Origin of the sequence: Streptomyces sp. SID5785 (genome assembly GCF_009870065.1) — a bacterium.
GTDB lineage: Bacteria > Actinomycetota > Actinomycetes > Streptomycetales > Streptomycetaceae > Streptomyces.
In genome coordinates this window covers 1-19,978 of the sequence record NZ_WWIA01000807.1, presented here as the reverse complement: position 1 = coordinate 19,978, position 19,978 = coordinate 1, and the positions used below count along the sequence as shown (strand labels likewise).

The 19,978-nt window shown below is 71.4% G+C and carries 21 protein-coding genes; 9 read left to right on the top strand and 12 right to left on the bottom strand.

The genetic code is table 11. From position 1 onward, the window contains the following. Nucleotides 1-54 precede the first annotated feature (54 nt). Nucleotides 55-1,263: an MFS transporter gene (locus GTW43_RS26335; protein ID WP_161304460.1), complete on the bottom strand. Its 1,209-nt coding sequence runs from the start codon at nt 1,261-1,263 to the stop codon at nt 55-57. 81 nt (nt 1,264-1,344) lie between these two features. On the opposite strand from GTW43_RS26335, the gene GTW43_RS26330 reads away from it, so the two are divergent. Next, a complete protein-coding gene (locus GTW43_RS26330) occupies nt 1,345-2,241 on the top strand; it encodes a LysR family transcriptional regulator (protein ID WP_161303918.1) in 897 nt (298 codons plus the stop codon). Between the two features lie 64 nt (nt 2,242-2,305). On the opposite strand, the gene GTW43_RS26325 is transcribed toward GTW43_RS26330, so the two are convergent. Next, nucleotides 2,306-2,749, bottom strand: a complete 444-nt coding sequence (locus GTW43_RS26325) for a hypothetical protein (RefSeq protein ID WP_161303919.1) — start codon at nt 2,747-2,749, stop codon at nt 2,306-2,308. Between the two features lie 116 nt (nt 2,750-2,865). Further along, complete coding sequence (locus GTW43_RS26320; protein ID WP_237536768.1) at nt 2,866-3,156, bottom strand: hypothetical protein; 291 nt, start codon at nt 3,154-3,156, stop codon at nt 2,866-2,868. Between the two features lie 238 nt (nt 3,157-3,394). Between GTW43_RS26320 and GTW43_RS26315 the strand changes: the two genes are divergently transcribed. The 3 genes from GTW43_RS26315 to GTW43_RS26305 are packed head-to-tail and all read left to right on the top strand — an operon-like array spanning nt 3,395 to nt 8,456. After that, nucleotides 3,395-4,138, top strand: coding sequence for a hypothetical protein (locus tag GTW43_RS26315; RefSeq protein ID WP_161303920.1), 744 nt, complete (start codon nt 3,395-3,397; stop codon nt 4,136-4,138). Nucleotides 4,139-4,154: 16 nt separating this feature from the next. Next, nucleotides 4,155-6,302 (top strand): bifunctional serine/threonine-protein kinase/ABC transporter substrate-binding protein, encoded by a 2,148-nt coding sequence (locus tag GTW43_RS26310; RefSeq protein WP_161303930.1) that lies wholly within the window; start codon nt 4,155-4,157, stop codon nt 6,300-6,302. A 6-nt stretch (nt 6,303-6,308) separates the two neighbouring features. Then, the gene (locus tag GTW43_RS26305; RefSeq protein WP_161303921.1) at nt 6,309-8,456 is read left to right on the top strand and encodes a bifunctional serine/threonine-protein kinase/ABC transporter substrate-binding protein; all 2,148 of its coding nucleotides are present in this window, start codon (nt 6,309-6,311) and stop codon (nt 8,454-8,456) included. Nucleotides 8,457-8,533: 77 nt separating this feature from the next. Here GTW43_RS26305 and GTW43_RS26300 read toward each other — a convergent pair whose 3' ends face one another. Beyond that, complete coding sequence (locus GTW43_RS26300; RefSeq protein WP_161303922.1) at nt 8,534-8,944, bottom strand: RidA family protein; 411 nt, start codon at nt 8,942-8,944, stop codon at nt 8,534-8,536. An 84-nt stretch (nt 8,945-9,028) separates the two neighbouring features. Here GTW43_RS26300 and GTW43_RS26295 point away from each other — a divergent pair, with 84 nt between their 5' ends. After that, entirely contained in the window at nt 9,029-9,409 is a 381-nt protein-coding gene (locus GTW43_RS26295) for a helix-turn-helix domain-containing protein (protein ID WP_161303923.1), read from the top strand. Nucleotides 9,410-9,420: 11 nt separating this feature from the next. On the opposite strand, the gene GTW43_RS26290 is transcribed toward GTW43_RS26295, so the two are convergent. Beyond that, the gene (locus GTW43_RS26290) at nt 9,421-10,221 is read right to left on the bottom strand and encodes a hypothetical protein (RefSeq protein ID WP_161303924.1); all 801 of its coding nucleotides are present in this window, start codon (nt 10,219-10,221) and stop codon (nt 9,421-9,423) included. A gap of 285 nt (nt 10,222-10,506) precedes the next feature. Beyond that, a complete protein-coding gene (locus GTW43_RS26285; protein WP_161303925.1) occupies nt 10,507-11,964 on the bottom strand; it encodes an MFS transporter in 1,458 nt (485 codons plus the stop codon). Between the two features lie 112 nt (nt 11,965-12,076). Between GTW43_RS26285 and GTW43_RS26280 the strand changes: the two genes are divergently transcribed. Beyond that, nucleotides 12,077-12,526, top strand: a complete 450-nt coding sequence (locus GTW43_RS26280; RefSeq protein WP_161303926.1) for a MarR family transcriptional regulator — start codon at nt 12,077-12,079, stop codon at nt 12,524-12,526. Nucleotides 12,527-12,647: 121 nt separating this feature from the next. After that, on the top strand, nt 12,648-13,412 hold the full coding sequence (locus tag GTW43_RS26275) for a hypothetical protein (protein ID WP_161303927.1): 765 nt from the start codon (nt 12,648-12,650) through the stop codon (nt 13,410-13,412). A 69-nt stretch (nt 13,413-13,481) separates the two neighbouring features. Here GTW43_RS26275 and GTW43_RS26270 read toward each other — a convergent pair whose 3' ends face one another. Together GTW43_RS26270 and GTW43_RS26265 are read right to left on the bottom strand one after the other, a co-directional pair. After that, nucleotides 13,482-14,117: an HAD-IA family hydrolase gene (locus GTW43_RS26270; protein ID WP_161303928.1), complete on the bottom strand. Its 636-nt coding sequence runs from the start codon at nt 14,115-14,117 to the stop codon at nt 13,482-13,484. 94 nt (nt 14,118-14,211) lie between these two features. Then, nucleotides 14,212-15,264 carry a YncE family protein gene (locus GTW43_RS26265; RefSeq protein ID WP_161303929.1) on the bottom strand — a complete coding sequence of 351 codons (1,053 nt, stop codon included), beginning with the start codon at nt 15,262-15,264 and terminating at the stop codon, nt 14,212-14,214. A 248-nt stretch (nt 15,265-15,512) separates the two neighbouring features. Between GTW43_RS26265 and GTW43_RS26260 the strand changes: the two genes are divergently transcribed. Then, nucleotides 15,513-16,157 (top strand): dihydrofolate reductase family protein, encoded by a 645-nt coding sequence (locus GTW43_RS26260; RefSeq protein ID WP_161304459.1) that lies wholly within the window; start codon nt 15,513-15,515, stop codon nt 16,155-16,157. Between the two features lie 73 nt (nt 16,158-16,230). Here GTW43_RS26260 and GTW43_RS26255 read toward each other — a convergent pair whose 3' ends face one another. Continuing rightward, nucleotides 16,231-16,884 (bottom strand): TetR family transcriptional regulator, encoded by a 654-nt coding sequence (locus tag GTW43_RS26255; RefSeq protein WP_161304458.1) that lies wholly within the window; start codon nt 16,882-16,884, stop codon nt 16,231-16,233. Between the two features lie 322 nt (nt 16,885-17,206). On the opposite strand from GTW43_RS26255, the gene GTW43_RS26250 reads away from it, so the two are divergent. Then, the gene (locus tag GTW43_RS26250) at nt 17,207-17,605 is read left to right on the top strand and encodes a VOC family protein (RefSeq protein ID WP_161304457.1); all 399 of its coding nucleotides are present in this window, start codon (nt 17,207-17,209) and stop codon (nt 17,603-17,605) included. Nucleotides 17,606-17,688: 83 nt separating this feature from the next. Here the strand turns inward: GTW43_RS26250 and GTW43_RS26245 are convergent, their stop codons facing one another. From GTW43_RS26245 to GTW43_RS26235, 3 genes are all read right to left on the bottom strand, one after another. Further along, nucleotides 17,689-18,495, bottom strand: a complete 807-nt coding sequence (locus GTW43_RS26245) for an MBL fold metallo-hydrolase (RefSeq protein ID WP_343246120.1) — start codon at nt 18,493-18,495, stop codon at nt 17,689-17,691. Nucleotides 18,496-18,776: 281 nt separating this feature from the next. After that, nucleotides 18,777-19,169 carry a nuclear transport factor 2 family protein gene (locus GTW43_RS26240; RefSeq protein WP_161304456.1) on the bottom strand — a complete coding sequence of 131 codons (393 nt, stop codon included), beginning with the start codon at nt 19,167-19,169 and terminating at the stop codon, nt 18,777-18,779. 25 nt (nt 19,170-19,194) lie between these two features. Beyond that, on the bottom strand, nt 19,195-19,905 hold the full coding sequence (locus GTW43_RS26235; RefSeq protein ID WP_161304455.1) for an SDR family oxidoreductase: 711 nt from the start codon (nt 19,903-19,905) through the stop codon (nt 19,195-19,197). Between the last annotated feature and the right edge of the window lie 73 nt (nt 19,906-19,978).

Genomic DNA, 19,978 nt, shown 5'->3' with positions numbered 1-19,978 from the left:
TGAACACGGTGATGTCCATGGAGAATCCTCGACTGTCCGAAGGGGTAGAGGCGGTCATCGGGAACGTTCGTGCAGCCACACGAGGACGGTGGCCGCGGCGAGGGCCGTGCCGGCGATCGACGCACCGGTCCAGCCGGCCATGGCCCACACGAGGGTCGCGAGGGCGGAGCCGAGGGCGCCACCGAGGAAGAAGACGGTGGAGAAAGCGGAGTTCATGCGGTTGCGGGCCTCGGGCCGCAGGGCGTAGATAACCTGCTGGCTGGTGTTGAGGACGGCCTGCTGGCCGATGTTGAGCGCGACGACACCTGCTGCGAGCCAGACGAGGTGGTGCGCGCCCGCCGTCAGGAGCAGCCAGCCGGTGAGCAGCAGGACGGTGGCGCTGCCGGTGACCTTCTGTACGTGGCCGCGGTCGCCGAGCCGGGCGGCGAACGTCATGGTCAGTACACCCACCGCGCCGATCAGGCTGAACAGGCCGATGCCGGCCGTCGACCAGCCGTACGGCGCGCGGGCCAGCAGGAAGGTGAGAGAGGTGAGCTGGACGCTGTACGAGGCGAAGGACAGGGCGCCGAGCAGGGCCCGCCGGCGCAGCGCGGGTTCGTCGCGCAGCAGGGCCAGGGTGGAGCGCAGCAGTGCCCCGTAGGCCAGATCCGCCGTGACGGCCAGGCGGGGCAGGACGCGGTGCAGGGTCACGGCGGCACCGGCCATGAGGACGGCGAGGACGGCGTACGGGGTGCGCCAGGAGCCGAGCCCGGCGAGGCCGCCCGCCGCGGTGCGGGCCAGGAGGCCGCCGAGCAGGACGCCTGCCATGACGGTGGCGACGGCGCGCCCGCGCGTGGCGGCACCGGCGAGGGCGGCGGCGTGCGCGACGAGGACCTGGGCGCCCACCGAGGTCACGCCGGTCAGCACCGTGCTCACCAGCAGGACCGGTCCGCTCGGGGCGACGGCCGACACCGCCAGGAGGGCGGCGGTGGCCGAGAACAGGGTCACCGCGAGGCGGCGCCGGTCGAGGACGTCGCCGAGAGGGATGAGCAGCATCAGTCCGAGCGCGTAACCGGCCTGGGCCGCGGTGACGACCAGCCCGGCCGAGGCGCCCCCGAGACCGAGGTCGTGGGCGACGAGGTCGAGCAGCGGCTGTGCGACGTAGTTGCCCGCACATGACAGCCCGGTGGCGACGGCCATCAGGAGCAGCAGGCTCCGGCGCGGAGTCGTGCGCTCGTCCGCGAGCGCGGCGCCGGAGAGGTGGTGAAGTCCCGTCTGTGTCATGGCCGACAGCCTGCTCCGACCAGGGATGATGAGTCCAACACATCTTTGTCATGCGATCGATCGTGCTGCACGATGGATCGCATGGAGCTGCAACAACTGCGCTACGTCGTCGCCGTCGCCGAGACCGGGGGCTTCACACGGGCCGCCGAACGCTGCCTGGTGGTGCAGTCGGCGCTCAGCCACCAGATCGCCAAGCTGGAGAAGGAACTCGGAGCCCGTCTCTTCGAACGGAACAGCCGCCGCGTGCGGCTGACCGCCGCAGGCGAGGCGTTCCTGCCCGCGGCGCGCCAGGCGCTGGCGGCCACCGAACGGGCGCAGGCCGAGGTCGCCGCGGTGACCGGGGAGGTCAGGGGGACCCTGTCGATCGGCGCGATCGCGACGATCACCGCCGTCGACGTGCCCAGCCTCATGCGGAGCTACCACGACCGATATCCGCAGGTCACGATGAAGCTGATCCACGGCAACAGCGACACGCTGGTCCGGCACGTGCGCGACGGACGGCTCGACCTGGGCCTCCTCGGCGTACCGCCGTCGTTCCGGGCGGACACCGCGGCCGGGCTCGACACCCGCACGCTCGCCGTCGACCGGCACGTGGCCTTCGTGGCACCGGACCATCCGCTGGCCGCCCCGGGAGCCGGGCCCGTGCCGCTCGAACGGATCGCGGGTGAGCCCTTCGTGGACTTTCCGGCGGGACTCGCGGCGCGGGCCCAGGCGGAGGAGGCGTTCGCCGCGGCGGGCTTGCGGCGCACGGTGGAGTTCGAGGCCAACGACCTGACGTTCATCGCAGGCCTGGTCCGCTGCGGCCTCGGCATCACACTGCTGCCGTCACGACTCGCTCCGCGACTCCACGGCCTGGCGGCGGTGGAACTGCAGGACGGCCCGGTGCGCGAGGAACGGCTCGCGTGGAACGGACAGCGACGCTCACCGGCAGCAGCCGCGTTCCTGTCGGCCATCACCACCACCGACGCCGTCACCTAGCTGCGCTGTGCGGTCACGCCGGACCTGGCAGAGCTCCCCGCCCGCGGGAACCTCTGCGTCCGCGTCAGCCGCCGGACGAGGCCGCCGACGCGGCCGCTGCCCTCTTCCGGCGCAGCTGCAGCAGCATGGCGCCGACGACGAACACGCGCAGCCGGAGCTCCATGCCGGGCAGGTCGGCGGACACCTGACCGCGCCGCCCGGCGGTGACCGACCCGATCACCCGGTCGTCGCTGTCGACCATGGACACGGCACGACCGCCGAGCGACTCCCGGTGGAACCGGTACTCCCGCCCGTCGGCCCGCACACTCCAGTGACGCCGGCCGACGTGGTCCGCGGCAGCCACCACGGTGCCGCCGGCGGACAGCAGCTCGTACCTGCCCGCGAAGCCTCTGGCCCGGATTTCGTACCCCTGACCGTCGAGCTCGAAGTGACCTGACGTCCGCCACCTCGACTGCACGAAGGTGGTCAGAGCCCGGCCGTCCTCACCGACCTCGAACTCCCTTGACACCGTCCCGATTCGCTGTGCGTTCAACATGACGCCATCCAACCATCCGCCGTCATCCGTGCGGGGGGAGCTGGTGGGCTTCGGTGCGCCGAGCGAGAGAGGAACGGCAAGCGCACGGTTCACCTCCCGCACCGTGCGAACGGTCCGAGTCCGAGACGCCAACGGCCCCGCCTCCCTCGCTCCGATGTCCGGCCGCGCCAGTTGCCGGACGTCGGCTCGGCCACGTACAGGGCGGTGCCCGCGTACAGCTCGCGCAGGGCGCCCAGCAGCGCCTTCCGGTCGGTCAGCCGGACACCCACGACAAACCGCTGTACGGAGCGGCCCGCGACCGGGAAGTAGTCGATGCCCGCGTGCCGGCGCGCGTCGGTGACGAGTCGCAGGTTGCGCTCGGCCGCCCGCGCCTCGCCCAAACTGCGCGCCCGGCACCGGCAGCAGCATCGGTGTGGGCACGCGCTCGGCCGCCTCCGTCCCTGTCGTGCGGGGCAGTCCGCCGCCCCGGCAGATCACAAAAGGGAGACCAGACCTGTCCCGGTCCGGCTGTGATCCATAGGATCGACGGGGAGTCGGAGACGGCGGGGGTGGCTGTACGTGGCGTGGACGAGGCCAGGGCTCAAACATGGGATCGCGGTGCTGGTCCCGCTCACACTCGTGGCGTGTTCGGGTACCGATGCGCCGGGACCGGCGGCGAACAGGGGAAGCGCCACCTCCCACAGTCCGAGTCCTCGGGCCACCGAGGACGAGGGCACCGGCTCGACCGGCGCCGATCCGGCCCGCCTGCCCACCACCCGGGCCGCGGCCGTGGACCTCATCGACCGGGTCATCGCAGACGCCGACTCCTTCGGTCCCGGCGTCGTCAAGCGCCGTCCGTACGAGAGCGACCCGGCCACCTGGCCGGTCCTCGACGCCGACTGCGTCTGGCAGCAGCAGAAGCCCGCGAAGAGCGTGCTGGCCACGCGCACGCGCTCCTTCGAGGTGCCCGCCGCCTCCGGCAAGGGACCGGTCCGGCTCTCCGCCGTCGTCACCGTGCACCGCACCCGCGAGGATGCCCGGTGGGAGATGGCGGAGTCCCTGGAGGAGACCATGCGCTGTCCCACGCAGCAGCTCCGCCAGGGCGAGCTGATCGGGTCCTTGTTCTCCGCGTCCCTGGCCCAGGGCGAGAGCGGACAGCACAACTCCGAGGACTCCCTGGTCGAGTCCGGCAGCTTCCAGAGTGCGGAACTGGGCGGCACCTACCCGTACTCCTGGCAGCAGGCGCAGAGTCTGCAGGTCACCGTGGCGGTGACCGGCAAGGGGGCCAAGGGCCGGAGTGAGGCGGAACTCGACGAGCTCACCACCCGGGCCCAGGCCGCCATGCTGGTGCGGCTCGCATCGGTAACCGAGAAGAAGAGCTGAGGCGGCGCAGACCGTGATGGACCAGTTGCGCTCCACCGATCCCGCACGCATCGGCGGACACCGGCTGCTCGGGCGCCTCGGCGCCGGCGGCATGGGAGTCGTCTACCTCGGGCGCACCGACGGCGGCGCCCTGGCGGCGATCAAGGTGATCCTGCCGGAATTCGCCGAGGACGAGGACTTCCGGCTCCGGTTCCGCCGCGAGGTGGAGGCGGCCCGCCGTGTCGACAACCGATGGGCGGTGACAGTCACCGGCGCCGAGACGGAGAGCGAACGGCCCTGGCTGGCCACGGAGTTCGCGCCCGGCCCCGCCCTGTCCGAAGCCGTCGCCCGGTGCGGCCCGTGGCCGGCCCGCAGCGTCCGGGTGCTCGGCCGTCTCCTGGCCCGCGCGCTGGCCGCCGTGCACGCGGCAGGCCTCGTCCATCGCGACGTCAAGCCCGGCAACGTCCTGCTCACGGCCGACGGTCCGCGCCTGATCGACTTCGGGATCGCCCGTTCCGCCGACGCCACGGCCCTCACCGGCCCCGGCCTCGTCGTGGGCACGCCCGGCTTCCTGTCGCCGGAACAGGCTTCCGGACACGCCGATGCCGGGCCGTCCAGCGATGTCTTCTCCCTGGGGTGCCTGCTGGCGTACGCCGCGACCGGACGGCCGCCGTTCGGCAGCGGAGCGCCCCAGGCGCTCCTGTACCGGACCGTGCACGATGCACCGGACCTCGACGGGATCGACGACCCCGACCTTCGCTCGCTCCTGGGCGGGATGCTGGACAAGACCCCCGGGCAGCGGCCCACGGCGGCCGAACTCGACCGCCTGATCACCGAGGACGTCCCGGACCGCACCGTCGACTGGCTGCCGGACGACGTCGTCGCATTGATCGCCGACCGTTCTGCAGCCCTGCTCGACCTGCCCGGCATCGATCCCACGGCTGCCGACGACCCGGCCGCGCCGCCGCCCCGCCCGGGACGCCGCCGACTGCTGCTCGCGGGAGCCGGGGCCGCCGCCGTGGTCGCCGTGGGCGGTGCCTTCGCCGTACGCGAACTCCTGGGCGACGACGGCTCCGAAGGCTCGGGCGCGCCGGAGGAGCCGGCCTGGGCCATCGGCGTACAGGCGGACCTGTCGGGTCCGCAGAGCGCCGTCGGCCGGGCCCAGGAGCGCGGCGTGCGACTGGCCGTCAAGCGCTTCAACGCGCGCCCCGACCGCCCCTTCACCCTGGTGGTCAAGGCACGCGACGACCGAGGCGACGCCACGCGCGCGGCGCGCGTCGCCGAACAGTTCGCCCGGGACACGGACGTCCTGGCCGTCGTGGGACCCACCGGCGACGCGGCCACCGAGGCCGCCATCAGCGCCTGCAGCGAGGCGATGCTGCCGCTCCTCACGGTCTCCTCGCTCCAGATCGCCTACGCGGCCCGCTCGCAGAAGTCCTTCTTCCAGGCGTCCCCCTCGGACGCCGCGCTGTCCGAGCCGATCATCAACCGGCTGGTGCTGCGCCCCGACGTCGAACGGCTCGGGGTGCTGCTGGACCGCGCAGGCGGCTCGTCCGCTTACCAGGTGGGCTACCTGACGAACCTTCAGACGACGCAGCGCACCACCGGGACGACCTACCCGAGGGTGGTCCCGGCCGGCACCCGGGACCTCGCATCCGTCGTACAGGACATGCTCGCGCACGACAGTGACGCCATCTTCTACGCGGGTGACGCGGCCGGCGCCGTACGCGCCGCACGTGCCCTGGCCGCCACGTCCTTCGACGGCCCCCGCATGGCCATGCACCCGGCCATGACACCGTCCTTCCTCGAAGGGGCAGGAAAGGCCGCCGAATCCTGGGAGTTCACCGCCCCCTACACCGACCCGGCGGCGCCCGCCGCCAAGGAGTTCACCGCGGCCCACCGGTCCGCCTACGGCAGCGACCCCGCCCACTGGGCCGCCGAGGCGTACGACGCCGCGCGCCTCGTGACCGCGGCCCTCACCTCACTCACCGCCGGTCAGACGCATCCACGCCGCCCGGCCCGGTCCGCACTCGTGACGAAGATCGGCGCCTCCTCGTTCCGCGGCGTGTCCCGGACCTACTCCTTCGACAAGAACCACCGCCTCAAGGGCGCCGACGCCCACCTCTACGGCGTCCGGAACGGGCGATACCAGTACCTCGGCGCCGCGCCGAAGAACACGGCGTGAGCGGCCGTGCGCCCCCTGGTCCCCGACGACCCGCGCTCCATCGGCGGCTACCGCACCCTCGCCCGCATCGGCGCCGGCGGAATGGGCGTCGTGTACCTGGCCCGCACACCGGGCGGAACGCTCGCCGCGGTCAAGGTGATCCGCGCGCAGAGCGCCGCCGACCCCGGCTACCGGGCCCGGTTCCGACGCGAGGCGCAGGCCGCGAGCCGGGTCACCGGCGCGTGGGCCGTCCCCGTCCTCGACGCGGACACCGAGGCCGACGAACCCTGGCTCGCCACCGCCTTCGTCCCCGGCCCGTCGCTGGCCGAGACCGTCCAGCGCCAGGGGCCACTGCCGCCGGAAGCGGTCAGGACGCTCGGCTGCCGGCTCTCCGCCGCCCTCGCCGCCCTGCACGAGGCGGGCCTGATCCACCGCGACGTCAAACCCGCGAACGTGCTCCTCGCCCTGGACGGCCCCCGGCTGATCGACTTCGGCATCGCCCGCCACCAGGGCGCGACCGCGCTCACCGCCACCGACGCGGTGATCGGCACCCCGGGCTATCTCGCTCCGGAACAGGCATCGGCCGGGCCGCTGGGCCCCTCCTGCGACGTCTTCTCACTCGGCTGCGTCCTCGTCCACGCCGCCACCGGGCGACGCCCGTTCGGCGACGGCACCGCCGCCGCGGTCCTCTTCCGGACCGTGCACGAAGAGCCCGACCTGACGGGCCTCCCGGCCCAACTGCTGCCCCTGGTCACGGCCTGCCTCAGCAAGGACCCGGCCGAGCGGCCCGCCGCCGAGCACGTCACACGGCAGCTGACCTCCGACGACAACCGATGGGACCTGCCCGGCCTGCGCGCCGCGGTCGCCGAACGCTCCGCCGCCGTCCTCGCGCTCCCGGACCCGGACCCGCCGACCACGGTCGACACCACCGGAACCTCAGGCACCGCCGGAACCTCGGGCACCTCGGGCACCCCAGGTACCTCGGGCCTCTCCCGCCGCCGGCTGCTCACCGCGGGGGCCGTCGGCGGGGTGCTCGTCGCCGGTGGCGCGGCTGCCTGGCTGAGCCGCCGTGACACCGCCGGCACCGCGACCCAACGCCCCGTCCCCACCTACACGATCGGCCTGCACGCGGACCTCACCGGACCCGGCCGGACCGTCGGCCGCGCCCATCAACGCGGCGTCCGACTCGCCGTCGACCGGCACAACTCCCGGAAGAACAAGCTGTTCGCGCTCGCCCTGCGCACAGAGGACGACGGCGGCGACGCCACGCGGGCCCTCTCCGTCGCCGATCGACTGGCCACCGCCGACGGACTGCTCGCCGTGATCGGCCCCACCGGGGACGTCGTCCCCGGGGCAGTCGTCGACCGCTACGAGAAGGCCGACCTCGCCCAGGTCGTGGTCGCAGCCGGATCCACCACCGCCGACCGGTCCGCCACCGAGTCCCTGTGCGTGATCCGACCGTCCGACAGCTCCCTGCCCACCGCCCTGATCCACTACCTCGCCCACGTGCGACGCTCCGCACGCGTCGTCATCGTCGAGGACCGTGCGACCCCCGACGCCGCCTGGGCGATCACGAACGCCATCAAGGACGTCCCGATCGAGGGCACCGAGGTCACCGTGCACACCGTCCCGGCCGACACGGACACCTTCGCACCCGTGGCCCGCGCCGCGGTCAACGACCGGGCGGCCTCGGTCGTCTACGCCGGAGCGTCCCCGTCCCGGGGCGCCCGATGCGCCCGCGCCCTGCGCAGCGCCGGATTCACCGGCACGGGCCTGGCCACCGGCCCGGCGCTCGCTCCCGGCTTCCTCCGCGACGCAGAAGAGGCGGCCGACGGCTGGGTCTTCGCCGAGCCGTACGCCGACCCGGCGGAGCTGCCCGCCGCGCGGGCCTTCACCACGGAGCACCACCGGCGTTTCGGCACCGCACCCGCCACCTGGGCCGCAGAGGCCTACGACGCGGTGGGACTGATCGCCGCGGCAGCCGGGTCCACCAGCGCCAGTGACGACGTCCGCGCGGGCATCGCGCAGCGGATGCTCGAGAGCGACTACCAGGGCATCACACGACGGCTCTCCTTCTACAAGACCCACCAAGTGCGCTACGAGACAGGGCTCTACCTCTACCGGATCGACGAGGGAGCGCCGCGCTTCCTCGGGCCGTACGGATCGGTCTCGTGACGCGCGACCCTCTGGCCCTGCCGCGCCCAGGCGCCCGCCGCCGTCCCTCCGCTCCTCGCCCGTCCGTTCGTCGGGAGTCAGGGCAGGAGTGCTGTCGCCTCGACCTCGACGAGGACATCCGGTGCGAAGAGGTGGTCGACGCCGATGAGAGAGGACGGCGGCAGCGGCGTCGGGAGCCCGATCTCCTCGGCGACGGCCTCGACCCCGGCCATGAAGTCGCCGATCTTCTCGGGTGCCCACCGGGTCACGTAGAAGGTCAGGCGCAGTACGTCCGAGAACGTCGCGCCCGCGCCCGCCAGGCCGATGCCCGTGTTGCGCAACGCCTGGGCCACCTGCCCGGCGAGATCGCCGGGAGCGACAGGGGTCCCGTCGGCCCGGCGTGCGACCTGACCGCTGACGTACACGTGCCTCGTGCCGGTTCCCACGGCGACGTGATGGTAGGGGACCGGCTGGAGCATGCCGGGCGGGGTGAAGTGCTGAACAGTCATGGGCCTGTCTCCTTGGCTCTGCGTCCTCGGTATCGTGAAGCTACCTAGAGGCAGAAGGACACTTCAACGAAACCAGGTTTCGCCATGGACACCGCCGACGACGTCCGTATCGACGCCCCGCACCGCGAGCTGCTCGACCAGATCCTCGACAAGTGGTCGCTCGGCGTCCTCAGCGAACTGTGCGAGCGCCCGTGCCGCTTCAACGAACTGCGCCGAGCCATTCCTCAGGTCACACAGAAGTCGCTGACGGCGACGCTCCGGCGCCTGGAACGCAACGGCGTGATCGAGCGCCGGGTCATGTCAACCCGCCCCGTGGCGGTCCAGTACCGGATCACGCCGCTCGGCAAGACCCTGCGGCATCCCGTCGACGTGCTGCTGGCCTGGACCTCACACAACATGCGCGCCATCGAGCGCGCCCGCGAGGCCTTCGACGAACAGGAGGAGGCCCGGACCGCGACGCGTTGACCCCGTCGGGCTCAGTTGTGCTCCTCGTCGATGGTGACGGCGGCGCCGTTGTCGAGCTCGACGACCACACGGACGCCGCCCTTCTTTGCCGCGGCCTCGAGGTCGCCCTCGGTGCAGCGGGTGAGGTCGCCGCCGGCCTCGCCGCAGATCCAGCCGTCACCGTTGATGGTCGTGGCGGTGGCGCTGTAGAACGACGTCGTGGCTCCGTCGCTGTCCTTCAGGGTGTACTTGCCCGGCGCCAGGTAGCCGAGCTCGCCGGACCGGGTGCCGTTCACCTTGCCGGTGTTCGGGCCGTCGTCGCTGCCGCCGCCGCCCGCGTGGTCCTCGACGATGCTGACCGCGATGCCGTTCTTGAGCTTGACGGTCGCGGAGACGCCCTTCTTCGACGCGGCCGCGAGCTGGTCCTCGTCGCACCGGGTCGCGGCCTGGCCGTCGGCGTCACCGCAGATCACACCGGCTCCCTCGATGTCGGTGTCGGTCGAGGTGAAGAACGCCTGCTCGGTGCCCTTCATGTCGCTGACGGTGTACTTGCCGGGGGCGAGGTACGAGACGTTCCCGAACCACGTGCCGGTCACGCCCGTGCCCTTCGCCCCGCTGCCCGAGCCGTCGCCCGGCTGCGCCCCGGAGTCCGGGCTGCCGGTGCTGTCGGATGACCCGTCGGCGCCGGCTGCGGCGGACGAGGCCGTTGCCGACGGGGACTCCGGACGCGCGGAGTCGCGTGCGTCGGCGCCGTCCTGACATCCCGTCAGCAGCAGGGTCGTGGCCGCCAGAGCGGCGGCGGCGAGGACGGTCCTGCGGTGGCTGCGGAGCATAGGTGGTTCCCCCGGTCGCTGGTGCGGATCTGCGGCCGGTCGGTGGGACCTGCCGCACTGTGCTCTTGGTCGATCTTGAGCCTGCCTGATCCGGTGGAGCCGGGGGAAGCGCAGTGACGAAGCGATGACGTCATCGGCGCGGCCCTGAAACATGATCACATCGGGGTCGGACGGTACTCCGCGGCGCGCGCCACGCCCGCGGCAGGGCTGAGCGCGGACACCTCGGTCCCGGCCTGTGCGCCTGGCCGGGACCGATTCCCGCGGCTGTCGGCGGGGGAGCGGCGCTCAGGCGCGGGCCGGTGCCGGGTCGGTGCCCGCAGGCTGCAGTTCCCCGCCCTCGTCGGCGTCGGCCTTGCGCAGTGCCGGGATGAACAGGGCGACGACCGCGGAAAGCAGCGCGACACCGCAGCCGATCAGGAGGCCGGTGCGGAATCCGTCCTCGGAGGCGATGGTGTGGCCGCCCAGGTTCACGGTCATCTGGGCCAGGATGACCCCGATCACCGCGGAACCGATCGTGGTGCCGAGCGAGCGCATGAGGGCGTTGAAGCCGTTCGCGGCGGCGGTCTCGCTCAGCGGGACCGAACTCATGATGAGCGCCGGCATGGATCCGTAGGCCAGTGCGACACCGCTGTTGATGATGATGCCCGCCACCATGACGCCCCAGGCGGATCCCATGAGGGGCAGGGCGGCAGCGTAGCCGAGGGCGATCACGACGGCGCCGAGGACGAGGGCGGTCTTGGGGCCCCGGGAGTTGATCAGCTTTCCGCTGAGCGGCGAGATGATCATCATCATGATGCCGCCGGGTGCGATCCACAGACCGGCCGCGAGCATGGACTGCCCCAGGCCGAAGCCGGTGGCCTCCGGGAACTGCAGGACCTGCGGCGCGATCAGCATGAACGCGTACATGCCGACGCCGACGAGGATGGACGCGAGGTTCGTGATCAGGACGCGGGGGCGCGCGGTGGTCCGCAGGTCGATCAGCGGGTCGCGCGTGCGCAGCTCCCAGAACCCCCAGGCCGCCAGCGCCACGACGGCCAGCGCGAACAGACCCAGCGTGGTCGCGGAACCCCAGCCCCAGTCGGCGCCCTTGGAGATCGCGAGGAGCATCGCGACCAGGCCGACGGCGAGACCGAGCGAGCCGGGCACGTCGAAGCGCTGCCCCTTGGCCCCGGCCGGCACGTCCGGCACGATCGCGAAGATCAGCGCGCCGATGACCAGCGCCAGACCGGCCGAGCCCCAGAACAGCACCTGCCAGTCGGCGTACTGCGCGACCGCGGCGGCCAGCGGCAGGCCGATCGCGCCACCGATACCCATGGAGGCGCTGACCAGCGCGATGGAGCTGCTGAGCCGCTCGGCCGGGACGACATCACGCAGCAGGGCGATCCCGAGCGGGACCATGCCCATCCCCATGCCCTGCAGACCGCGACCGATGATCATCGGGACGACGGACGTGGACAGGGCGCATATCACCGAGCCGATGACGAGGGGCACCGTGCACACGAGCATCATGCGCCGCTTGCCGACGAGGTCGCCGAGGCGGCCGGTCACCGGGACGCAGACACCGGCGACCAGCAGCGTCACGGTGATCACCCAGGCGGCGTTCGACGACGACGTGCCGAGGATCTGGGGCAGTTCGGCGATGAGCGGAGTCACCAGGGTCTGCATGATCGCGGCGACGGTTCCGGCGAGCGCCAGGACGGCGACGACCGGTCCGGTCCGGGTGCTGTGCGGTGGGGCTTCCATAGGTGACTCCTCGAAATCTCTTCAGGTCAGCGATGTGCATCGTACACACGATATGCATCCACCACACATCGTGTAGGTTGCACCTTGAGGACGGGTACAGCGAGGAGGCGCCATGGGCAGGCCGTCACACCTGGTGGAGTTCGAGCACATGGTCCTCGGACGGCATCAGATGAACATGACCGCGCATCGCGAGGCAGGCGCCATGGAGCGCAGCACCTACATCCTGCTGAGCCGCATCCAGATCGAGGGCCCGATGTCGATCGGACAGCTCAGCGAGGCGTTCCAGCTCGACGCCTCCACCCTCAACCGGCAGACGGCCCAGGCCGTGCGGGCCGGCCTGCTCGAGCGGATCGCCGACCCCGAGGGCGGCATGGCCCGCAAGTTCCGGCTGACGGGGCGAGGGAACCGCAAGCTCGCCGAACAGCGCGAGACACAGGTCGGACACCTCGACCGCGTCTTCGAGGACTGGCCGGCCGGCGAGGTCGAGGCCTTCGCGGACTACCTCCGCCGCTTCAACGCCAGCATCGAGCGCCTCACGGGCAACCCCTGGCCCCGCTCCTGAGCGCGGACGCGGACCGGCCCGCGCGTGGCCACAGCGCCCGTCACCGGCGCCACCCGCGCTTGAGACATGTCGCGGACCGGCGCGTTCCTCGACCGTTATCTCTGCTGCGTAGGGTCGGAAAATGACTCAGCCCGCCCCACCGGACCGCCGCACCGTGACCGAGGATCTGCCGCGAGCGCGCACACGGCGCGACCGTCGGCTCCGCACGGCGGCGCGGACCGGAGTCGCCGTGATCGCCGTGTTCTGCGTCGCCTTCGCCTACGACCACGTGACGCGCCCTCAGGGACCCTACGGCGCTGACCCGCAGCGCATCTGCGTGAGCGACGAGAACACCGTGCGCGCCGACATCGACGGCGACGGACGGACCGACACGGTCGACGGCGCCTGGGGGCGGGGCCGTTACACGGTGCGGTTCGCCGACGGCGACACGGCCGTGCCCAAGGACGCGCTGAGCCGGTGGCAGCGCACGAAGGACGTCCTGCACTCCGGCCTCCAGGTCCGTGCCGTGTTCGGCGACTGGGACGGCGACCACCGGCTCGACATGGCACTGTTCCGCTCCCAGCCGGACGACGGCGACATGCCCAACGACGCCTTGGCGGTCCACGAAGTGCACTACGGACCCCTGTCCCACGACCTCACCTCCGACCGCACGGGACCGGTGAGGATGAGCAGCCAGTCCTTCGTCGAGGGCGGAACGGCCACCCGGGCCGACGCCGCGGGGAAGCAGCGTCTGCGTCTCGAACAGTCGGCCGGCGACGGCGCGACCGGCCTCCACCCGGGAACGCAGGACCGAGGCGGGATCACGGTGGACCAGGGCGGGACCTCCCCGTGGAACCCGGCACCGACCTGGCAGCGGACCGCGCGCACCGACTTCACCCGCTGCTGACCGGTCCCGACGGGCGGGCGGTGTACGGCCGCGTGCCGGGGGACGCCAGCGACAGGACCGGCCGTCCTCTCAGTCGCTCAGCACCGCGGACAACGCCTCGCGAAGGTCTCCGGGATGTCCGTAGTGCACGCCGGTCATTCCCAACGCGGCCGCCGCCTCCACGTTCTCCCGCCGGTCGTCCACGAACAGGCATCGAGCGGCGACCGTTCCCGCCCGCTCGACCGCGATCCCGTAGATCGCGGGGTCGGGCTTGGCCACGCCGACCCGGGCACTGCTCACCACGTGATCGGCGAGTTCGGACAGTCCCAGCGACTCGAGGTCGCGCTCCAGGTCCAGGGTCGCATTGGTGACCAGCACCAACGGCACGTGACCCCTGGCCCGGGTCAGCAACGCGACCACGTCGTCGTCCACCCGGAACGGCGCGCGGGCGAAGGCCGTCGCCAGCTCCCGGGCCTGTGACGGCGAGACGTCACGCATCAGCCCGTGCTCGATGGACTCTGTCCACACCTGTGTGGTGATCCGTCCGAGGAGCAGAGGCAGGTCGACCTCCGGCGCGTAGGCGACGCGCGCCGTCGTCCCCTCCGCCAGTCCGGCCCGCCGCTCGAGTTCGCTCACGCGGCTCATGTCGTAGAACCGGATCACGTTGTCGAGATCGCAGAGCACCGCGTCGAACGGCCTGCCGGACGGGGGCGGATCGGTCGTCATCGCCCCTGGATAGCACAGAGCGCACGACGGCACCGGCCCCGTCCGTGGCGCGGACGGGGCCGGTCTGTGAGTGTCGTGGGTCGCCCGGGGGCGACTATCCGCGCGTGGGGATGCGGCGGATGACATCCTCGCCGTCGGCGCCTGCGGCGGACTTCTCCGTGACGTAGGCGAAGCCGTCGGCGATCTCCACGTGGTTCGGGTTGGGGCCGGTGGGGACGGTCCTGACGACCTTGTCCGTCCGAGGGTCGACCACGCTCACCGTGGCGGCGTCGCGGTTAGCCACGAGGACCCTGCCGGAGCGAGGGTCGGCGGCGACGGAGAGGGGACCTGCGCCGGTGGGGACGGACCCGGTGACCTTCCCTGTGCGCAGGTTGACCTCGGAGACGGTGCCGCCCGCCTGGTCGGCGGTGTAGGCGGTCAGCCCGGAACGCGACAGTGCGACGGAGATGGGCCCGTCGCCCGTCGGGATGAGGCGGGGCGACCCCGCACGAGGGGAGACGGCGATGATCCGGTCGTTGTCGAGGTCTGCGGCGTAGACCGTGCCCGTCAGACGGTTGACGGCGAGTCCGGTGGGTGCGCTGTCCGGGACGGTGACCCGCTTCTTCACCTTGAACGTCTTGGTGTCGAAGCCGATGATGCTTCCGTCTCCGAAGCCGCTCGCCCAGGCGGTGTTGTGCAGGTCGTCCACGACGACCTCACGGGCGTGGGCGACACCGGGGAGGGTGGCGAGGTGTTTGCCGGTCTTCTGGCTGTAGACCGCCACCGAGTCGTTGCGGGTGTTCGTCGTCCAGACCGTGTTGTGCTCGTCGTCCACGGCGACTCCGTAGACGGCTTCCACGGCGCCGGTGGCCGCGTCGGTCACGGGCGGCGTGTACGTGGCCTCGACCTCGAGGGTCCTGGGGTCGAGCTTCACGAGGCTGGACGTGGTCACCGGCGGGCGGCCCACGGCGGTCGTGGCCCACAGAGCGTGGTTCCGCTCCGAGTACGACGACTGGTAGAGGCCCTTGGCGATCGGTGCGGACGCCACGGGACGGGCTCTCGACGCGGCGTCCGCGGCGGCGGCGCCGTGCAGGGCGAGCGTGCTGCCCGCGCCGAGAGCGACGACGGTCGCCAGTACGCGGAGTGAGGTGCGTCGTGCTGAGGGCATGCTGCGTCAGCCTCCTGGAGGTCGGTGTGATGGACGAGCACTCACCGATAACTTAGCTTAGGCTTACCTAAGTTACTGGTACTTGGGCTGTGGTGGGGCTCACACCGGTGCGGCAGTGGCGGCGCCGAGAAGCAGGCGTCCCCGCCCTCCGGATCCGGGTGACGCTCCGGTCCGTCCGATGAGTTTTGCGGGAGCGGCTGGTCTACCGTGCGTCGTGTGGCCGGAGAGTGCGAAGCACAGGGAGAGACATGAGCCAGCTGCTGCGGGTCCAGAACTTCACCGTCTCGAGCGACGGGTTCGGCGCCGGCGAGGGGCAGAGCCTCGAGCAGCCCTTCGGGCATGCCGATCCGGGGAGCCTGCTCGCCTGGGCCTTTGCCACCGATCACCCGCCCATCAGCCGCGCCGCACCGGGCAGCCGTGGTCTGGACGACTACTTCACACGGGACTACGCCCGCAACATCGGCGCCGAGATCATGGGCCGCAACAAGTTCGGTCCGCAACGCGGGCCCTGGCAGGACCACGAATGGCAGGGCTGGTGGGGTGACGAGCCCCCGTTCCACACGCCGGTCTTCGTCATGACGCACCACACGCGCCCGTCGTTCACGCTCTCCGACACCACGTTCCACTTCGTCGACGGCGACCCTGCCGCGGTGCTCGCACAGGCGAAGGAGGCGGCGCGGGGCAAGGACGTCCGGCTCGGCGGTGGGGCGACGGTCATCCGGCAGTTCCTGGAGGCCGACCTCCTCGACACGCTGCACGTGGCGGTCGCACCGACGAAGCTCGGTTCCGGGGCCCGGCTGTGGGATTCCCCTGACGAGCTGCTCGACCGGTTCCACCAGGACGTCGTGCCCAGCCCGAGCGGTGTGACGCACCACCTGTTCTGGCGGAAGTGAGACCGGACCGCGCGGCGGGCACGTCGTCTGCCGTCGACGCCTGTCGATGCCCGTCGCGTGTTTGCCGCCCGGATCACGCTGTGGCGTAGTCGGCGAGCGACGGCGCCAGCAGACCGAAGGCGTCGTTCGCCTCCGCGGTGACAGTGGCGGCGATCCGGGAGTTGTCCTGGCCGGTGAGGGTGAGCTCCTGGATGCGGTGGAACAGGGTGCGGTGTACCGCGCCGAGGAGCGCGGCGGCGGTGCGCGCGGTGATGTCGCCGTGCGGTGCGCCGGTGGCGTCGGCCAAGGCGTCGGCCAGGGCGGCCTCTCGCAGGTCGTGCAGGTCGCGCAGTCGCGCGGACAGGGCGGGACTGCCGGATACCATGCGGGCGAAGTCGGAGCCGGAGAACCCGGCGACCGGGTCGGTGTTCGCAGCTGCTTCGGTGAAGGCCCGATGGAGGGCGGCCAGCGCCGAATCGCCGCTCCGGCGGCTGATCACCGTCTCGGCCAGCGTGGCGACGAAGTCGTCCTGGTGGTCCAGGGCCAGATCCTCCTTGCGAGGGAAGTAGTTGGTGACCGTCTTCTTGGCCACTCGTGCGGCGGTGGCGATCTCGGCGATGGTGGTCTGCTCGAAACCCTGGGCGAGGAACAGGCGGGTGGCGACGTCGGAGATGAGCTGACGCGTCTCCTGCTTCTTGGATTCACGCAGGCCGGCGGGGGGTGCGGACGAGGCGACATCGGTAGGCATGAGGAAATCTTACCCTCGTCGTATGTTTACGTTGACACCCTTAGGTGCTTCGGCCTAAATTTACACCCGTCATAAGTTTGCCGTCGAGGGAAGGGCGGAAGTTCCGGTGCTCGGATCCTGCTCCCGTCGCCCTTCGGGTCGCGCCCGTCGTGTTACGACCTGCTCTGACCGAGCGTGACAATCGCGCCCAGACTCCGCACCACCACCGGCGAGTTCACCCGCCCGCCCGCCTGCGATCCGCCGCGCCGCGCAGGGGTACTCACCTGACCGCGCCCGGCATTCCTCGCTCCATGTCCCGAGTAGCCCACTGAGGGGAACCACCTTGCAGATCACCGCGTCCACCGTCTCGCTCACCGTCGATGATGTCGCCGCGTCACAACGCTTCTTCACCACACACCTCGGCTATGTGGAGCAGGCCGCCGCCGAGGGGTTCGCCTCCCTGTCGCGCGACGACGCCGCGATGGACATCGTCCTGCTTGCTCGCGGCACCGAGGTGCTGCCGGCCGACCAGCGTGACCAGCACGCCTCCGGCCTGATCCTCGCCTTCACCACCACCGACATCGCTCAGGAGGAGAAGCGGCTGCGCACCGAGAACGTCGAGATCACCATGCCGCTGCGCACGGAGCAGTGGGGCGAACGCCTCTTCCAGGTCACCGACCCCAACGGGGTGATCGTCCAGTTCGTCGAATGGGTCACCTCGCCCGACCCCGGGAACGCCTGACCGGCCACCGCATCGGGGCGGTCCCGGGCCGGTCCCGGGCCGTGCCCGTGCCCGGGCCCGACCGCGCCCGGCGCGCCGGGCGTTCAGGCGCGCCCTCCCCAGTCCAGGCGGGCCGACAGTCCGGCGGCGTCGAAGGCGTGCTCCAACTCGCCTCGCCCTTCCGTGAAGTGGGCCCATCCGTCGTAGTGGACGGGCACCACGCGCTGCGCGTCCAGCATTCGGGTGGCTTCGACAGCCATCGTGCTGTCCAGCACGATGAGCTGGTTGTCGAAGAGGGCGGGGAAGCGCGGAGCGCCGGCGAAGAGGATGGCGGTGTCGACGGGGCCGAAGCGGTCGAAGACCTCCTTGACCGCCGTGAGGGATGCGTTGTCGCCGCTGATGTAGACGGTGGGCAGGCCGTTGCCCGTGAGAACGAAGCCGACGACCTGGCCCGTGACCGGCTCCACTTCTGCACGAGTTCCCGGGCCGTGGATCGCAGGCACACCCGTCACGGTGACCGTGCCTGTCTGGGGACTGGGCAGTTCGAAGGACTCCCAGTCGGTCAACCCTTTGACCTTCGTCCCGAGTTGCCCGCTCAGGCGCTGGCTGCCTCCTGGTGTGGTCAGGGTCAGCGGCACGTCAGCGAGCAGGCTCCGTCCCGAGGCGTCGAGGTTGTCGGGGTGCTCGTCGTGTGAGAGCAGGACCGCGTCGATGGTGCCGATCCCGGTCGAGGGGACGGTGGAGGGCGAGGTTTTGGTCAGGACCCGGCCGTCACCGCGCGGGTAGTCGCCCGGAGCATCGAACGTCGGGTCGGTCAGGAAGGTCAGGCCGCCGTACTCGAAGAGCGCGGTCGGTCCGCCGAGGGCAAGTACGGGGAACTGGTCGGGAAGGACGGCCACGTTGTACCTCACGATGGGTTGAATCGGATCGGGACACGAGCCGGGCGTGTCCCGTGGCTGGGGCTCGGTTTGCGGTCGGGGTGTTCAGGGGCCGATCGGCGCGGCCCGATTCGGGCGGATGAGGCGATGGCGGCACCCAGGACGACGGCTGGACCGACGATCGGGTTCCGTCGTTCAAGTTCCGTCGATCGGATCCCGTCGTGGGCGTTGCCGCCCTCGCCCCATCGGTCCAGCAGGGAGTGATGCCCGGGCAGTGGCCACCACGTGAGGGCTGGCCACTGCGGATCTCTCCTTCAGTGGGCGGCCGGGACGAGTGACACGTGGTAGTGGCCGATGAGCCAGTCGTCGCCGGTGCGTTCGAGGACCGTCGTCAGGTGGCGGTGGACGGTGGGGGCCCCGTCTGGGAACGCGAAGTGGGCGGCGGAGTACCCGACGATCACATGCTCCGAGGAGCGGCGGGCGTCGATGAGCTCGTACTCGACTCCGATCAAGGGGTCGGGGTCGTAATAGGCGGCCACGGACGCCCGTCCCCGCGTGGGGGAGGGCTTACCGCCCTGGAACAGGACGTCGTCGGCGAACACCGAGCTGATCTCGGCGGTGTCGTGGACGTCGATGCCGTGCTTCCAGACGTCGAGGACCTGTGCGAGGACCACTTCGTCGGGTGTCTCTCGGGGTGTGCTTGCCATGGTTGTTCCTTGTGCGGGCAGAGGTTCAGCGGCCGGCGCTGAGGCCGCCGTCGATGTGGAGGAACTCGCCGGTGACCAGGGGTGACTGCTCGAGGTAGACGACGCCCTTGGCGATGTCGTCGACGGTGCCGGTCCGCTTGTTGGGGTGGAGCTGGGCGAGCTGCTCAGGGCTGGCACCGCCCTGGATCGGGGTGTCGATGAAGCCGGGGGAGACGGCGTTGACACGGATGCCGCGCTCGGCGTACTCGATGGCCAGCGACTTGGTGGCGGCGGCCAGACCGCCCTTAGTGACGGAGGCCAGTACGGAGGGGATGCCGGAGTTGGCCGACTCGACCAGTGTGGTGGTGACGTTGACGATGTGTCCGCCGTCACCCTGCTCGAGGAGTCGGGTGATGACGCGCTGGGTGAGGTGGAAGAACCCGCCGATGTTGATGTCGATGTTGTCCTGGTAATCCTGTGCGGTGAAGTCGGTGAAGGGCTTGGCGGTGAAGATCCCGGCGTTGTTGACCAGGGAGTCGATGCGGCCGAAGCGCTCCAGCGCGGTGGAGACGAGGGCCTCGGCGGTGCCCGGGTCGGCGATGTCGCCGGCCACGGCGATGACGCTGGGGTCGTCGCTGGGCTTGATGGAACGGGAGTTGGCCACGACCGCGTATCCGAGGCGGCGGTAGGCCTCGACGAGGCCCGCGCCGATGCCCTGGGAGGCGCCGGTGATGATGACGACCTTCTGTGTGCTCATGACGGTGTTTCTCCTGTGTATGGACTGCTGTCGGTCGGGGTTGTTCGGGGGTCGGTCGGGACGTTCGGCGAGA

What these genes read in the sequence shown, in the direction of transcription:
- GTW43_RS26270 (WP_161303928.1), bottom strand. Translation starts at nt 14,117, where the DNA reads ATGACGACCGATCCGCCCCCGTCCGGCAGGCCGTTCGACGCGGTGCTC.
- GTW43_RS26335 (WP_161304460.1), bottom strand. Translation starts at nt 1,263, where the DNA reads ATGACACAGACGGGACTTCACCACCTCTCCGGCGCCGCGCTCGCGGAC.
- GTW43_RS26295 (WP_161303923.1), top strand. Translation starts at nt 9,029, where the DNA reads ATGGACACCGCCGACGACGTCCGTATCGACGCCCCGCACCGCGAGCTG.
- GTW43_RS26235 (WP_161304455.1), bottom strand. Translation starts at nt 19,905, where the DNA reads ATGAGCACACAGAAGGTCGTCATCATCACCGGCGCCTCCCAGGGCATC.
- GTW43_RS26285 (WP_161303925.1), bottom strand. Translation starts at nt 11,964, where the DNA reads ATGGAAGCCCCACCGCACAGCACCCGGACCGGACCGGTCGTCGCCGTC.
- GTW43_RS26300 (WP_161303922.1), bottom strand. Translation starts at nt 8,944, where the DNA reads ATGACTGTTCAGCACTTCACCCCGCCCGGCATGCTCCAGCCGGTCCCC.
- GTW43_RS26265 (WP_161303929.1), bottom strand. Translation starts at nt 15,264, where the DNA reads ATGCCCTCAGCACGACGCACCTCACTCCGCGTACTGGCGACCGTCGTC.
- GTW43_RS26310 (WP_161303930.1), top strand. Translation starts at nt 4,155, where the DNA reads ATGGACCAGTTGCGCTCCACCGATCCCGCACGCATCGGCGGACACCGG.
- GTW43_RS26260 (WP_161304459.1), top strand. Translation starts at nt 15,513, where the DNA reads ATGAGCCAGCTGCTGCGGGTCCAGAACTTCACCGTCTCGAGCGACGGG.
- GTW43_RS26240 (WP_161304456.1), bottom strand. Translation starts at nt 19,169, where the DNA reads ATGGCAAGCACACCCCGAGAGACACCCGACGAAGTGGTCCTCGCACAG.
- GTW43_RS26275 (WP_161303927.1), top strand. Translation starts at nt 12,648, where the DNA reads ATGACTCAGCCCGCCCCACCGGACCGCCGCACCGTGACCGAGGATCTG.
- GTW43_RS26255 (WP_161304458.1), bottom strand. Translation starts at nt 16,884, where the DNA reads ATGCCTACCGATGTCGCCTCGTCCGCACCCCCCGCCGGCCTGCGTGAA.
- GTW43_RS26330 (WP_161303918.1), top strand. Translation starts at nt 1,345, where the DNA reads ATGGAGCTGCAACAACTGCGCTACGTCGTCGCCGTCGCCGAGACCGGG.
- GTW43_RS26280 (WP_161303926.1), top strand. Translation starts at nt 12,077, where the DNA reads ATGGGCAGGCCGTCACACCTGGTGGAGTTCGAGCACATGGTCCTCGGA.
- GTW43_RS26290 (WP_161303924.1), bottom strand. Translation starts at nt 10,221, where the DNA reads ATGCTCCGCAGCCACCGCAGGACCGTCCTCGCCGCCGCCGCTCTGGCG.